The sequence below is a fragment of the Pseudomonas sp. WS 5532 genome (assembly GCF_012985445.1).
Classification (GTDB): Bacteria; Pseudomonadota; Gammaproteobacteria; order Pseudomonadales; family Pseudomonadaceae; genus Aquipseudomonas; species Aquipseudomonas edaphica.
Map to the genome: position 1 here is coordinate 51,816 of NZ_JAAQWK010000016.1, position 12,632 is coordinate 64,447.

Sequence of the window (12,632 nt, forward strand, 5' to 3'; positions counted from 1 at the left end):
CCTTAAAAGTTGTCAGTGGAAGTGAATACGCCGACCCGAAGGCCTTCGGCAGTATAGATCTCGCGACCGTCGACAGTCACCGAACCGTCGGCGATAGCGAGGTTCAGCTTGCCCTTGAGGACGCGCTTGATTTGAATGTTGTAGGTGACTTTCTTGGCAGTCGGCAGGACCTGGCCAAAGAACTTCACTTCGCCCGAACCCAGGGCGCGGCCGCGACCTGGCAGGCCTTGCCAGCCCAGGTAGAAACCGACCAGTTGCCACATGGCATCAAGGCCCAGGCAGCCCGGCATCACAGGGTCGCCTTCGAAATGGCAGGCGAAGAACCACAGGTCAGGGGTGATATCCAGCTCGGCGACCAATTCACCTTTGCCGTACTTGCCACCCTCTTCGCTGATATGGGTGATGCGATCCACCATCAGCATGTTCGGGGCGGGCAGTTGCGCGTTACCTGGGCCGAACAGCTCACCGCGACTGCAGCGCAGCAGGTCTTCCCGAGTAAAGGCGTTTTGTTTGGTCATGCGAGCTCCTCAATAATCCCATGCGGCAGGGCAGGGTAAATCTTCCCGGACCGAATGAAGCGTTCATGCCTCATACCGGCAGCCTACACATAGACTATTGCGTTGTAGTGAAAGTCACAGCGTCAAGGTACTCAATGTACACTTGTTCACTGAAATTTTAAACCGAGCCTGTTTATCGGCCCGTTTGGGTGCCTAAGACTGCCGCACTTTCGTCTCTCGCGCCAGTCGCAGTTGGTTGATGGCGCGGCGCTATTGCACCCAGCGCTGCAGTATTTGCTGCAAATCCGTGCGTTTGAACGGCTTGGCCAGGTAATCGTTCATTCCGGCTGCCAGACAGGCTTCGCGATCGCCCTGCAAGGCGTTGGCCGTCAACGCGATAATCGGCAGGTCGGCGCAGCCGGGCAGTTGGCGAATCCGGCGGGTGGCTTCGTAGCCGTCGATCAGCGGCAGGCGGCAATCCATCAGGATCGCGGTAAAAATCAGGCTCTCGGCGCTGCGGATTGCCTCGGCGCCATCGGTGGCCAGGCTCACTTCAAAGCCCAGGCTGCGCAACATGGCCTCGACCACGGTGCGGTTGACCGGGTTGTCTTCCACCAGCAACACATGGCGGCCATCACCCGCGCTGGCCTTGCCCTCGGCGTCCAGGGCGATCGCCGGCAAGCTGTGCTGGTCGATGGCCAGTGGAATTTCCAGGGTAAATACCGAGCCACGGCCTTCCTGGCTTTGCGCGCGCAACGTGCCGCCCATTCGTTCGGCCAGCGTGCGAGCAATAGGCAGGCCCAGGCCGGTGCCGCCGTAACGTCTGGAAATGGAACTGTCAGCCTGCTGGAACGCATCGAACATCAGCTCCAGGCGTTCAGCGGAAATCCCGATGCCGCTGTCGCGCACCGTGCAGGTGAACCACACCAGTTCATGGTCGAGAGTTTGCCAATGGGGCTCGACGGTGACGCTGCCGTGCTCGGTGAATTTGAGCGCGTTACCGATCAGGTTCACCAGGATTTGGCGGATACGCGTCGGGTCACCCCTCACGCGCAAGGCGTCCATGCCCAGCGGAATCGGTAATTCCAGGCTCAGGCCACGTTGCTGTGCGCTGTGCTGGAAGGCCTGGGCGCAACTGTTGATCAGGTCCGCCAGGTTGAAGGCGATATGTTCCAGCTCCAGCGCGGCGCGTTCGATACGTGAGAAATCGAGGATGTCGTTGATGACTTTAAGCAGGTGCTCGGTGGACTCCGAGGCCAGCGCCGCGTACTCGGTCTGCTCCTCGGTCATCTCGGTGGTTTCCAGCAGTTGCAGCATACCCAGCACGCCGTTCATGGGCGTGCGCAACTCGTGGCTCATCATCGCCAGGAAGTCCGACTTGGCGTTGTTGGCCCGTTCGGCTTCTTCGCGGGTCTGGATCAACTGGGCCATGGCCTGGTGCTGTTCGCGGCTGGCCTGGTTAAGGCCTTCGGCGAGGTTGTTGATGTGCCGCGACAAGTCGCCCAGCTCCGAATCATCGACAATCGGCAGCGGTGTCTTGTAGTCGCCTTGCTGGATGGCTTTTACCGCGTGGCCCATGGCGCTGATCGGCTGCGACAGGCTCGCGGCCAGGCGCCGCGCGAGCAGGAAGGTAAACAGCAGGGCGAACAGTGCGAGGATGCCGGCCTTGAACAGAATCTCCTGCTGGCGCTGGCTGAAGGCGTCGTTGGACATGCCGACGATCACCCGGCCCAGGTAATCGGCACGCGGCGCCTTGGGTTCGTTGAGGTTGTCCTGGAAAAAGTCATTGCCCAGCTGGATATGCTGTAAGCGGATGGGCGCCTGGAACACTTTCACCGACAGCGAACGGTCGTGTTTTTCCGAAGGTTGTTCGACGTACACCAGGATGTTCTCAGTGCTGTCCTGAATCTCCAGGAAGCGCACATGCGGGGTGGCCAGCGTGGCACGCAGCAGGCTTTCGAGCACATCGTTGTTGCCGGAAATCACCCCGTACTCCGTGGCCGGGGCCAGTTGGTTGGCGATCAACTGGCCGGTGTGGTCCAGTTCCTGGCGCAGGTCCTGGATACGCACGAAGGTAAAGAAGCTGATCAACAGCAAGGTCAGCAACAGCGCCGGGCCCAGGGTGATGAGCTGGGTGCGGGTGTTGATGTCCCAACGACGGCGCAAGGTCATGGGCGTTTTTCTCCTTCGGCCAGGCGGGCGGCGACGGCGGTTTCGTCCACCTGTTCGATCCCCAGTGAGCGCGCGACCTGCGGGTTGCCCACGACTTTGAAGTGTTGCGGGTACAGGCTGCGTGGCCAGTTGGCTGGCGGATGATCCAGCAGGCGGTCGAGCACCGCCAGCCAGTCGGCCTGGTCGCTGTAGGTGCTGGCCAGGCTGCCGGCCTTGACGAACCCGGCGTTGGGCCCCACCAGCGGCAGTTGCTGGGCGTAGCTGCTGAGCAACAGGTTCTTCACGGTTTTCGGGTTGTACACCTGCGGGTCGTCGAGGCCGAGCAGCACGTCACTGTTCTTGAGCAGGTTTTGCAACGGGCGGCTGTCGTTAATGTTGTCCCAGCGTTGCGCCACGATTTCCAGGCCCATGGGCGCTGCATACTCGCGCAACTCCGGCAGCAGGAACTCACTGTCGCTGCCATAGAGCACACCGATGCGTTGGGCCTGCGGCAGGATGTTGGCGATCAGCTTGAGTTGGCGCGCCAGCGGCGGGTCGCTCCACAACAGGCTGATTTTTGCCGGGTGGGTGGTGCCCAGGCGCTGGCGTGCCTGTAAGCGGCTGATGCGCAACACCAGGGTCGGCGGGCCCTGGTCATCCTGCAGGCGCCAGTCGAGGCCGGGCAGGTCCAGCAGGATCAGGCGCGTGCCGGGCGGCAACTGGCTCGGCGCGGGCAAGTCTTTGAGCGGGACAAAGCTCACCTGGTCTTCGGGGCGTTGCTGGGCGAGGGCCAGGGTAAATGCCTGAACGCCGGCACCGTCTTCGGCGGCGGTCAACAGGATATCGGCGCTCCACGCCGGCGCGGTCAGCAACAGGCACACCAGCAGCACGGCGCGGCGCCAGAGCCGAAAGATAAAGAAGGGGGTCATCCGTGACTGAGCGCCCATGTCAGAATTCCAGCTCCGCGCTGAAATACAGGACATGGCGACTGTCGTAGTTGTTATCGGCCCAGGTGGTGGGCTGGTTATCGAGGCGTTGTTGCAACATGCCGGCCAGCTCCACATTGGCTTTGCCCAGGGCAATGCGCTTGGCCACCCGCAGGTCGACCCGTTCGAAGCGATATTGGTTGAGCGCATCGTCGCCGTAGTAGAACAGCGCACTGGACCAGCCGTGGCCCCACTCGCGCAGCCAACCGGCCGAGCCGCTGTTGCGCGCGGTTTGCGCCTTGTCCAGCGGGTTGCTGGAAGCGGCGTCGACGTAAGCATAGGTCAGGCGCAGACGGTCGGTATTGCTCATGCGCCAGTCGAACTGCGATTCGGCGCCGGTGAACCGTGCGCTGTTGGCGTTGCTGGCAATGTATTGGTTGTTGCGCAGCGGCGAGCTGATCATCTCGGTGATTTCGTCGTAGAACAGTTTCACGTCGACATTCAACCCGAAATCGGCAAAGAAGCCGTTGTAGCCCAGCTCTCGTGAACGCATCAACTCTTTATCGAGGTTGCCGGGGCCTCGCGTTACCACAAAATATTGCCCGGAGTTCTGCCCGTAGGTCGGGGAGCTCAAATTGGTGACGCGGTAACTCCAGTTGACGTTGTTCTCGAACATGTCCGGCGAGCGAATCGCCTCGGAGTACACCGCCCGCAAGCCGTGGCGCGGGTTGATCAGGTAGTTGACCGCCACCCGTGGCGTCAGCGAGTTGCCGCTCAGGTGGGTGTCTTCGTACATGGCGCCGCCTTGCAGCAGCCAGTGTTCGCTGGCGCGCCATTCCAGGTGGCCGAACAAGCGCCAGGTGGTGTCGTCGAGGGTGCCGTTGAAGTAGGTGTCGGAGTCGGCGCGGTCGTAACGGTAGTTCATGCCGCTGACCAAGCGCAGGCTATCGGACAGGCTCAGGGTGTCCTGAATCTCCAGGTCGTAGCGGCTTTCGCGGGTGCTTTGGTCGATGTCGCCGCACACGCTTTGGTTCGCGCCGTTGCGCCACTGGTCGAGTACCTGGTTGCCCAGCGTTTGTTCGGCGGCACTGCCGGGTGGTGCAACGCCCTGGCTGTAGGTGTCCATGTGCCGCGCCAACCGTTCGGCATAGTTGGGGTTCAACTGCCACAACTGCGTCAGTTCCGGGCTGAACGAGACCTTGGCGTCACAGGCTTTCCAGACCTGCTGGCGGTCCCATTGCTGGGCCGAGCCTTGAATGTACAGGCTGTGTTCGGGGTTGAAGTCGAAGTTCCAGCGCAACGACCCGGCATAGTCCTTGGCGACGGCATCGGAATTGGTGCCGCCTTCGGTAATCCCGGCGAACACCGGCAGGTAGGTATAAGGACGCTGGTTGGTGCCTTCCTTGGCGTCAAATTGCCAGTCCAGACTCTGTTGCGCATTCAGGGTCTGGCTCACCGCCAGGCTGAAGCGGTTGAGGCGGCGGCCGTCACGACGGTCGGCACCGACGGCGTCGCTGTCAAAGCCATCGTCCTGCTGGCCGGACAAGGACAGGCGCAAGTCTCCGGTTTCCCAGCCCACACCCTGGCTGGCGTAATAGTCGTTGATGCCGCGTTGGCCACGGATGACTTTAATCCGCGAGCCGTGGCTGTTGGCCGGTGAGCGCGTGAGGATATTGACCACCGCCATCAGTGCGTTGGCGCCGTAGCTGACGGTGTTGGGGCCACGGAACACCTCGATGCGCTCGATATCTTCCATGGCCACCGGGATGTCGCTCCAGTCCACGGTGGCCAGGCCCGCGCGGTACACCGAGCGCCCGTCGATCAACACCTGCATGCGTCGCGCGTCGCTGGCGCTGGTGCCGTGGTAGTTCACCGCCGCCTGGTTGCCGGTGGTGTAGCCGACCATCATCCCCGGTACCAGTCGCAGCAGTTCGGCGATGTCGCGTGCGCCGCTGGCCTTGATCAGCTCGCTGTCGATCACCGTCATGCTGCCGGGCACGGCCGCGGCCGATTGCTTGAGGCGTGTGGCGGTCAACACTTGCGGCAGTGGCTGGCTGTCGAGAAACAGGTCATCCGCCAGCGCAGGTGTGCTGCACAGCAACATCAGCAACAGAGATGAGCGAGGAGGATGGCCCAGATACACGGTGCAGCCTTGATAATTACGGATAGCCGCCCATGTTAACTGAGGTGGGGCCATTTGCCAGTCGTGGGACTTGCAATTACTTCACACAAGTGTGGCATTTTCCGACAAGCGCACGAATTGACGCGGGGGCTGGCCGCAAGCGGGTCGCCCCGTATAATGCCGCCATCGCCATGTAAGGATTAACGGATTGCATATGACTGAACAGCGCCCTATTGCGGTCCTGGGAGGCGGAAGTTTTGGTACCGCCGTGGCTAACCTGCTGGCTGAGAACGGCCACGCGGTGCGCCAGTGGATGCGTGATCCCGAGCAGGCCGAGGCCATCCGCGTGCATCGGGAAAACCCCCGTTACCTTAAAGGCATCAAGATTCATCCGGCGGTGGAGCCGGTCACCGACCTGTTGGCCACGCTGACCGACTGTGACCTGTGCTTTGTCGCGCTGCCTTCGAGCGCCTTGCGCTCGGTGTTGGCGCCCCACGCTAAACGCCTGGCCGGCAAGCTGCTGGTCAGCCTGACCAAAGGCATTGAGGCGCAGACCTTCAAGCTGATGAGCGAAATCCTCGCCGAGATCGCCCCGCAGGCGCGCATCGGCGTGCTGTCCGGGCCGAACCTGGCACGGGAAGTCGCCGAGCACGCGCTGACCGCCACGGTGGTGGCCAGTGAAGACGAAGCACTGTGCGAACGTGTGCAGGCCGTGCTGCATGGCCGTACCTTCCGCGTCTACGCCAGTGGCGACCGCTTTGGCGTCGAGCTGGGCGGGGCGCTGAAAAACGTCTACGCGATCATCGCCGGCATGGCCGTGGCGCTGGGCATGGGCGAGAACACCAAAAGCATGCTGATCACCCGCGCGCTGGCGGAGATGACCCGCTTTGCCGTGAACCAGGGCGCCAACCCGATGACCTTCCTCGGGCTGGCAGGCGTAGGTGACTTGATCGTCACCTGCTCGTCGCCCAAAAGCCGCAACTATCAAGTCGGCTTCGCCCTCGGCCAGGGCCTGAGCCTGGAAGACGCGGTCACGCGCCTGGGCGAAGTCGCCGAAGGCGTCAACACCCTCAAGGTGTTGAAGGCCAAGGCCCAGGAAGTCGGTGTGTACATGCCGCTGGTCGCCGGCCTGCATGCGATCCTGTTTGAAGGGCGCACCTTGGACCAGGTGATCGAGGTGCTGATGCGCGCCGAGCCCAAGACCGACGTCGACTTCATTTCCACCAGCGGTTTCAACTGAGGAACGCGCACATGAACGATCCTAAAGACACCCCAAAATACGAGTCCATCCTGCTGCGCGTCCTGTGGATGCTGGTGTTTGCCCTGGTGTGGCAAGTGGCGCAGTTCCTGCTCGGTGCGCTGGTGGTGGTGCAGCTGATTTATCGCCTGATCTACGGCGCGCCGAATCTGGGCCTGATGAATTTTGGCGACAGCCTCAGCCAGTTCCTGGCGCAGATCGGCCGTTTCGGCAGCTTTCACACCGAGCAGAAACCCTGGCCGTTCGCCGATTGGCCAACCCCACGTGCACCTGAAGGCGAAGCCGCCCACAGCGTGCCGCCAGCGCCGCACCCGGTGCGTGATGAGGAGCCAAAGCTGTGAAGCTATGGATTTTGCGCCATGGTGAAGCCGAAGGGCATGCGCGCACCGACGCCGAGCGCAACCTCACCGAGCATGGCCGTGGTGAAGTGTTGCGCAGTGCTGCGCATCTGATTGGTCAGCCCATCAGTGCAATTATCGCCAGCCCTTATGTGCGGGCGCAGCAGACGGCGCAGTTGGTGCGTGGTGCACTGGGGTTCGAGCCGCAGGTGCGCACGGTGCCGTGGTTGACGCCTGAGGGCAACCCGCTGCAAGTGCTGGAAAAGCTCGACACCGATGACAACGTGCTGTTGGTCAGCCATCAACCCTTGGTGGGCAGCCTGATCAGCTTTTTGCAGCATGGTCACCAGCGCCAGCCAGAGCCGATGCACACCGCGAGCCTGGCGGAGCTGGAAGGCGATTTTCCGCTGGCAGGGCTGATGAGCCTGGTCAGTGTGAAGCATCCGTAGGAAAAGCAATCGCGACTTTGTGTGCTATATAGTCAACCAAGCAAGTGCTTGGTTGGCTATCATCGGATCACATAGGAGCGCGTCCCATGCCTGTCGCTTTTCGTTTGCCGTTGCAGGTCTTCTTCGAACGTGAAGCGCGACATCCGCGCAAACCCTTTCTGGTGCAACCCATCGGCGGCGGCGAGGTGCAGACGCTCACCTGGGGCGATGTCGGCCATCAGGCCCGTTGCGCCGCGCATTGGTTGCGCGCCCGGGAATTGCCCCAAGGCTCGCACATTGCCCTGATCTCGAAAAACTGTGCGCACTGGATCATTGCCGACCTGGCGATCTGGATGGCCGGGCATGTTTCGGTGCCGTTGTACCCCAACCTCACGGCCGAGTCCGTCAACCATGTGCTCACGCATTCCGAGGCGGCGCTGGTGCTGATCGGCAAGCTGGATGACTGGCCTGCGATGGCGCCCGGCATCCCGGCCGGGTTGCCGACCATCAGCTTGCCGTTGTGCCCGGCCGGCGACTTTGATTTCAGCTGGGCAGACCTGCAAGCCAATGCGCCGATCCAGGACAACCCCGCGCCGGATGCCGCAAGCCTGGCAACCATCGTCTACACCTCCGGCACGACCGGCCTGCCCAAAGGCGTGATGCAAACCTTTGGCGCCCTTGGATTTGCGGCCACGCGCGGCACAGAGATATTTGGCTTGGGCGAGGGCGACCGGCTGCTGTCGTACTTGCCGCTGTGCCATGTGGCGGAGCGCATGTTTGTCGAGCTGGCCTCGATCTATACCGGGCAAACTGTGTTTTTCGCCGAAAACCTCGAGACTTTTCTGACCGACCTGCGCCGGGCGCGGCCCACAGCCTTGTTCGGCGTGCCGCGTATCTGGACCAAGTTCCAGATGGGCGTTTACGCCAAAATGCCGGAAAAACGCCTCGATACCCTGTTGCGTCTGCCTTTTATCGGCAAGCGCGTCGGCCACAAAGTGCTGGCCGGGCTGGGCCTGGATGCACTGCGCATCGCGCTGTCCGGCGCAGCCCCGGTGCCCGAGGCCCTGCTGCGCTGGTATCAACGCCTGGGCCTGGATGTGCTGGAGGTGTATGGCATGACCGAAAGCTGCGGCTATTCCCATGTATGCCGCCCTGGCCAACAAACGCTGGGTTGGATCGGCCTGCCGTGCCCTGGCGTCGAAGTGCGCATCGACTTGACGGGTGAAGTGCAGGTGCGCAGTGGTGCGACCATGCTCGGCTACTTCAAGGACCCGCAGAAAACCGCCGAAACCCTCACTGACGATGGCTTCCTGCGCACGGGCGACAAGGGGGAGCAGGACGCCGATGGCCGCCTGCGCCTGACCGGGCGGCTCAAGGAGATCTTCAAGACCAGCAAGGGCAAATACGTGGCCCCGGCGCCGATCGAAAACCGCCTGGCTGAACACGCACGCATCGAACAGGTGTGCGTAGTCGGCGATGGCTTGCTGGCGCCGATGGGCCTATGCGTGTTGTCGGCTGGCAGCCAGGACCGGCAGGCACTGCGCAGCAGCCTGGAACGCTGGCTGGAACAGGTCAACGGCGCACTGGACAAGCATGAACGCTTGCGCCAACTGGTGGTGGTCAAAGACAACTGGGCGGTGGAAAACGGCTTTTTGACGCCGACCTTAAAGATAAAACGCAACGTGATCGAGTCGACTTACGGTGCACAATTTTCGGCCTGGAGCGAACGCAGCGAGCCGATTGTGTGGCAGGATTAGGACCGTAATAAAACCAATAAGGACGACTTCATGAGCTTGTGGCGCACCCAACCGAATATCGAGCAACTCAACGCCATCCAGAAAAACACCATCGGTGAACTGCTGGATATCCGTTTCGAAAGCTTCGACGACGAGTCGCTGACCGCGAGCATGGTGGTCGACCATCGCACCCACCAGCCGTACGGCCTGCTGCACGGTGGCGCGTCGGTGGTGCTGGCCGAAAGCGTCGGCTCCATGGCGGCTTACCTGTGCATTGATGCCAGCAAGTTCTATTGCGTGGGCCTTGAAGTCAACGCCAACCACTTGCGTGGTGTGCGCAGCGGGCGGGTGAGGGCGGTAGCACGGGCGATTCATATCGGCCGTACCACTCAGGTGTGGGACATTCGCTTGACCAGCGACGATGGCAAAGCCAGCTGTGTGTCGCGCCTGACCATGGCCGTGGTGCCGTTGGGCGAGAACCCGCCGGCACGATAGGCGTGGCGTGAGTGTCATCATTCCTGGCGGTTACAGTCATTGCTGTACGGCTTAAGGCTGGTGACAATTCACTTCTGTTCCCGTAGATGGATCCTGTATGTCGCAGCACGTGTTTTTTGCCCATGCCAATGGCTTTCCTTCGGCCACTTACGGCAAGTTGTTTGCCGCCCTGGCCCCGGAGTACGCGGTGGCGCATTTGCCGCAGCACGGTCACGACCCCAGGTTTCCGGTGGATGACAACTGGCAGAACCTGGTGGATGAGCTGATCCATCACCTGGAACAGCAACCGGAACCGGTGTGGGGCGTGGGCCATTCCTTGGGCGGCGTGCTGCATTTGCACGCGGCCATGCGCCGCCCGCAGCTGTACCGGGGTGTGGTGATGCTTGATTCACCGGTATTGACCCGCGCTGACCGCTGGGTAATTCGCGCTGCCAAACGTTTTGGCTTTATAGACCGCCTGACCCCGGCGGGGCGCACCTTGGGCCGGCGTGAAGAATTCAGCGACCTGGCCGCCGCACGCAGCTACTTCGCCGGCAAAACGCTGTTTCGCGGCTTCGACCCGGAATGCTTTGACGCGTACCTGCAACACGGCCTGCAACAGGTGGGCGATCGCCTGCGCTTGCGCTTTGACCCGGCCACCGAAATCAGTATCTACCGAGGCGTGCCCCATACCAGCCCAGGCCAGGTTCGCCAGCTGAAGGTGCCGCTGGCGGTGGTGCGCGGGCGTCAGAGCCGGGTGGTGATGCGTCACCATGCCAGTGGTGTCGATCGTCTGCCCATGGGTGAAATGCTCACCATGCCCGGCGGCCATATGTTCCCTCTCGAACGCCCTCAGGACACCGCGACGTTGATCAAGAACCTGTTTTCCCGCTGGGAAGCCCGTGAGCGCAGCTGCGCATGAGCAACCCCGTCGAAGAAGTGCGCCTGAGCCTGCCGCATATCGAATTGGCCGCGCATCTGTTCGGGCCTGAAGACGGCCTGCCGGTGATCGCCCTGCATGGTTGGCTGGACAACGCCAACAGCTTTGCGCGGCTGGCGCCCAAGCTTGCGGGTTTGCGCATCGTTGCGCTGGACATGGCCGGGCATGGGCACTCGGCGCATCGGCCTGCCGGGGCCGGCTACGCCTTGTGGGATTACGTGTTTGATGTGCTGCAAGTGGCTGAACAACTCGGCTGGAAACGTTTTGCATTACTTGGCCATTCCCTTGGCGCCATCGTTTCCCTGGTGTTGGCCGGAGCGCTGCCGGAACGCGTCACACACCTGGGGTTGATCGACGGCGTGATCCCGCCGACCGCCGCTGGCGAGAACGCCGCCGAGCGCCTAGGCATGGCGTTGCAGGCGCAATTGAGCCTGCAAGACAAGCGCAAACCGGTCTACAGCACCTTGGATCGAGCCGTCGAAGCGCGCATGAAAGGTGTAGTGGCGGTCAGCCGTGAAGCCGCTGAACTGCTGGCCCAGCGCGGTTTGATGCCCGTGCCGGGCGGCTATACCTGGCGCACCGATGCACGCTTGACCCTGGCGTCGCCGATGCGCCTGACCGATGAACAGGCGATGGCTTTCGTGCGACGTGTGGGTTGCCCTACACAATTGGTCGTCGCGGCTGACGGCATGCTGGCGAAACATTCCGAATTGCTTTCTCAGCTACCTTTTACGGTGAACACGCTGCCGGGCGGCCATCATTTACACCTTAATGATGAGCCCGGCGCGATCCTTGTTGCAGACTGTTTCAATCGGTTTTTCTCCATGCCTTGACTTGGCGGGGTCAACTGCCGAGGCTGGGCGGATTGAAAGGGAGTCAACCATGTACGAACTCAACACCGCTGCGCACTTCGATGGCCAGGGCTCAATCATCCGATGAGCCTGCGTAAAGAATGTCTCCGTGTCCTCGGGCTGTGCTGTTTCAGCCCCTTGGTGTTCGCCGCCGATGTGCCAGGCAGCCAGGATCTGCCGACCGTGGCCCGTCAGGTCGACGCGCAAATCGTCGATTATCGCCCCGCCGAAGAAAAAGAACGCATCTACCCCATGGGCGCGATCCGCAAGATCAGCGGCCAGTTGCGCTACGAAGGCCAGGCTACGGCGCGCGGCCAAACCACTGCAATCACCTATGAGCTGCCTGCCGAGCACACCTCCAGCGCCGCATTTACCGCGACGCGCGAAGCGCTGCAGGCCAAGGGCGCGCAGCTGTTGTTCTGGTGCCAGGCGCGTGATTGCGGCGAAAGCAGCCTGTGGGCCAATGAAGTGTTCGGCAATGCCAAGCTGGTCGGCGCCGACGGCCAGCAGGAATACCTGCTGCTGCGCCTGGCCGCCCCGCAAGACAACTCGTTGGTGGCGCTGTATGGCATAACGCGCGGCAACCGCCGGGCTTATCTGCATGTAGAACAACTGGACGCCGGAGCGCCGTTGGGCGACTTGCTGCCCACCTCGGCAACCTTGCTGCGCGAGCTGAAAAGCACCGGCGAGCTGGACTTTCCGGCACTCGGCAGCGCGCCTGACGCCACTTGGCTGACCTTGATTTCCCGTGGCTTGAACCTCGACGCCACCTTGCGCGTGAGCCTCACCGGGCCGACCGCCGAAGCCTGGCGCCAGGGCCTGATCGACAGCGGTGTGCGGGCTGCCCGCCTGGAAACCGGCAGCGGTGACGCTAAGGGTTTGCACCTGCATCTGATACGCTGACCGTTATC

General features: G+C 62.2%; 12 protein-coding genes. 8 read left to right on the top strand and 4 right to left on the bottom strand.

Features of this window, described 5'->3' with window-relative positions; translation table 11 throughout:
- Nucleotides 1–2 precede the first annotated feature (2 nt).
- The 4 genes from fabA to HBO23_RS23915 all read right to left on the bottom strand — a co-directional run bounded on the left by fabA (nt 3) and on the right by HBO23_RS23915 (nt 5,717).
- The gene (gene fabA / locus HBO23_RS23900) at nt 3–518 is read right to left on the bottom strand and encodes a 3-hydroxyacyl-[acyl-carrier-protein] dehydratase FabA (protein WP_003210552.1); all 516 of its coding nucleotides are present in this window, start codon (nt 516–518) and stop codon (nt 3–5) included.
- A gap of 249 nt (nt 519–767) precedes the next feature.
- Nucleotides 768–2,669 carry an ATP-binding protein gene (locus HBO23_RS23905; RefSeq protein WP_017134469.1) on the bottom strand — a complete coding sequence of 634 codons (1,902 nt, stop codon included), beginning with the start codon at nt 2,667–2,669 and terminating at the stop codon, nt 768–770.
- Nucleotides 2,666–3,595: an ABC transporter substrate binding protein gene (locus tag HBO23_RS23910; RefSeq protein ID WP_170039977.1), complete on the bottom strand. Its 930-nt coding sequence runs from the start codon at nt 3,593–3,595 to the stop codon at nt 2,666–2,668. The genes HBO23_RS23905 and HBO23_RS23910 overlap by 4 nt, the downstream gene beginning before the upstream one ends.
- A 1-nt stretch (nt 3,596) precedes the next feature.
- Entirely contained in the window at nt 3,597–5,717 is a 2,121-nt protein-coding gene (locus tag HBO23_RS23915) for a TonB-dependent receptor (RefSeq protein WP_346343063.1), read from the bottom strand.
- 193 nt (nt 5,718–5,910) lie between these two features.
- Between HBO23_RS23915 and HBO23_RS23920 the strand changes: the two genes are divergently transcribed.
- From HBO23_RS23920 to HBO23_RS23955, 8 genes are all read left to right on the top strand, one after another.
- Nucleotides 5,911–6,936 (top strand): NAD(P)H-dependent glycerol-3-phosphate dehydrogenase, encoded by a 1,026-nt coding sequence (locus HBO23_RS23920; RefSeq protein ID WP_017134466.1) that lies wholly within the window; start codon nt 5,911–5,913, stop codon nt 6,934–6,936.
- A gap of 11 nt (nt 6,937–6,947) precedes the next feature.
- Nucleotides 6,948–7,295: a DUF4389 domain-containing protein gene (locus HBO23_RS23925; protein WP_017134465.1), complete on the top strand. Its 348-nt coding sequence runs from the start codon at nt 6,948–6,950 to the stop codon at nt 7,293–7,295.
- Nucleotides 7,292–7,741 (top strand): phosphohistidine phosphatase SixA, encoded by a 450-nt coding sequence (gene sixA / locus HBO23_RS23930; protein ID WP_017134464.1) that lies wholly within the window; start codon nt 7,292–7,294, stop codon nt 7,739–7,741. The genes HBO23_RS23925 and sixA overlap by 4 nt, the downstream gene beginning before the upstream one ends.
- Nucleotides 7,742–7,827: 86 nt before the next feature.
- The gene (locus tag HBO23_RS23935; RefSeq protein ID WP_169985753.1) at nt 7,828–9,477 is read left to right on the top strand and encodes an AMP-binding protein; all 1,650 of its coding nucleotides are present in this window, start codon (nt 7,828–7,830) and stop codon (nt 9,475–9,477) included.
- Between the two features lie 30 nt (nt 9,478–9,507).
- Nucleotides 9,508–9,951 (top strand): hotdog fold thioesterase, encoded by a 444-nt coding sequence (locus HBO23_RS23940; RefSeq protein ID WP_138449178.1) that lies wholly within the window; start codon nt 9,508–9,510, stop codon nt 9,949–9,951.
- 97 nt (nt 9,952–10,048) lie between these two features.
- Nucleotides 10,049–10,852 (top strand): alpha/beta hydrolase, encoded by an 804-nt coding sequence (locus HBO23_RS23945; RefSeq protein WP_099549015.1) that lies wholly within the window; start codon nt 10,049–10,051, stop codon nt 10,850–10,852.
- Nucleotides 10,849–11,703: an alpha/beta fold hydrolase gene (locus HBO23_RS23950; RefSeq protein WP_099549014.1), complete on the top strand. Its 855-nt coding sequence runs from the start codon at nt 10,849–10,851 to the stop codon at nt 11,701–11,703. Before HBO23_RS23945 ends, HBO23_RS23950 begins: the two co-directional genes overlap by 4 nt.
- 102 nt (nt 11,704–11,805) lie before the next feature.
- Nucleotides 11,806–12,624 carry a DUF4892 domain-containing protein gene (locus HBO23_RS23955; RefSeq protein WP_017134459.1) on the top strand — a complete coding sequence of 273 codons (819 nt, stop codon included), beginning with the start codon at nt 11,806–11,808 and terminating at the stop codon, nt 12,622–12,624.
- The last annotated feature ends 8 nt before the right edge of the window (nt 12,625–12,632 follow it).

Coding starts and splice junctions, on each gene's coding strand:
- fabA (WP_003210552.1), bottom strand. CDS start 518: ATGACCAAACAAAACGCCTTTACTCGGGAAGACCTGCTGCGCTGCAGT.
- HBO23_RS23905 (WP_017134469.1), bottom strand. CDS start 2,669: ATGACCTTGCGCCGTCGTTGGGACATCAACACCCGCACCCAGCTCATC.
- HBO23_RS23910 (WP_170039977.1), bottom strand. CDS start 3,595: ATGGGCGCTCAGTCACGGATGACCCCCTTCTTTATCTTTCGGCTCTGG.
- HBO23_RS23920 (WP_017134466.1), top strand. CDS start 5,911: ATGACTGAACAGCGCCCTATTGCGGTCCTGGGAGGCGGAAGTTTTGGT.
- HBO23_RS23925 (WP_017134465.1), top strand. CDS start 6,948: ATGAACGATCCTAAAGACACCCCAAAATACGAGTCCATCCTGCTGCGC.
- HBO23_RS23935 (WP_169985753.1), top strand. CDS start 7,828: ATGCCTGTCGCTTTTCGTTTGCCGTTGCAGGTCTTCTTCGAACGTGAA.
- HBO23_RS23940 (WP_138449178.1), top strand. CDS start 9,508: ATGAGCTTGTGGCGCACCCAACCGAATATCGAGCAACTCAACGCCATC.
- HBO23_RS23945 (WP_099549015.1), top strand. CDS start 10,049: ATGTCGCAGCACGTGTTTTTTGCCCATGCCAATGGCTTTCCTTCGGCC.
- HBO23_RS23950 (WP_099549014.1), top strand. CDS start 10,849: ATGAGCAACCCCGTCGAAGAAGTGCGCCTGAGCCTGCCGCATATCGAA.
- HBO23_RS23955 (WP_017134459.1), top strand. CDS start 11,806: ATGAGCCTGCGTAAAGAATGTCTCCGTGTCCTCGGGCTGTGCTGTTTC.